Source organism: Sphaerospermopsis reniformis (assembly GCF_005402885.1).
Taxonomy (GTDB): Bacteria; Cyanobacteriota; Cyanobacteriia; order Cyanobacteriales; family Nostocaceae; genus Sphaerospermopsis; species Sphaerospermopsis kisseleviana.
The window spans coordinates 1-937 of record NZ_BJCE01000511.1; the positions used below are offsets into that span (position 1 = coordinate 1).

A 937-nucleotide genomic window follows, 5' to 3' on the forward strand; every position below is an offset into this window, starting at 1 on the left:
TTACCAATTACCAATTACCAATTACCAATTACCAATTACCAATTACCAATTACCAATTACCAATTACCAATTACCAATTACCAATTACCAATTACCAATTACCAATTACCAATTACCAATTACCCAAAATAGCTGTATTAATAGTCCAAGCATCTACTAATAATAATAAGATAGTACAAAGAAATAAAATCATATACATCCAAGGTTGAGATAAAGGACGAACATCGGTAGTATCAATACCTGTTTTTGCTTGGACAAAATTCACCAAACGGTTAAAACCAGCAACACGCATAGGTAATAAATATGCTTTTCCATCGTGACTGAGGAAATAATAAACTAAACCTCCTTGACCTGTGCTGCGGGGTTTTAAACTTTTAATATCGGACCAAGATAGAGACCAACCTTTACGAAAGAAGGAAGGGACCCAGACAGGGTAAATAACTTTTATTTCCTGATCATTTACAGTTACTCTTTCGGTTAATACTGCATATAATACCACAAAACCTATTACAATTCCTACCCGTAATAATATTGGTGGTGTGGGTGCTTTGGTGACTTCTGCTAAAAATGGTAGGGGAACTGTTAACGCTATATATAATGTTAACAATGTAATTCTAATCAGGGGAGAAAGACGAAAGGTAGTAGTTGTATTGTTGGGTAAGTTGGTTGTCATTGTTTCATTTTTATAGCATTTCTTTTTTATTATACAGCATTTAGGAGTCAGGAGTCAGGAGTTCAGAATTTTTAGAAGTTCGATTTTTCAGAAGTTCAGATTTTCGGAAGTTTGATTTTGGAAAAGTTCGGTTTTTGATTACCCACCTTTTTAATTATTAATTAATTAATTAATTAATTAATAATTAAAAATATCAATCAATTATCAATTATCAATTATCAATTATCAATTAATTGGTGTATATCTTTGACGATTATAGATTGC

At 31.5% G+C, this 937-nt stretch carries 1 protein-coding gene; it reads right to left on the reverse strand.

Going from position 1 to position 937, the window contains the following annotated elements:
• Positions 1-112: 112 nt before the first annotated feature.
• Complete coding sequence (locus FFR48_RS28095; RefSeq protein ID WP_137669598.1) at positions 113-673, reverse strand: hypothetical protein; 561 nt, start codon at positions 671-673, stop codon at positions 113-115.
• Between the last annotated feature and the right edge of the window lie 264 nt (positions 674-937).

What these genes read in the sequence shown, in the direction of transcription:
- FFR48_RS28095 (WP_137669598.1), bottom strand. Translation starts at nt 673, where the DNA reads ATGACAACCAACTTACCCAACAATACAACTACTACCTTTCGTCTTTCT.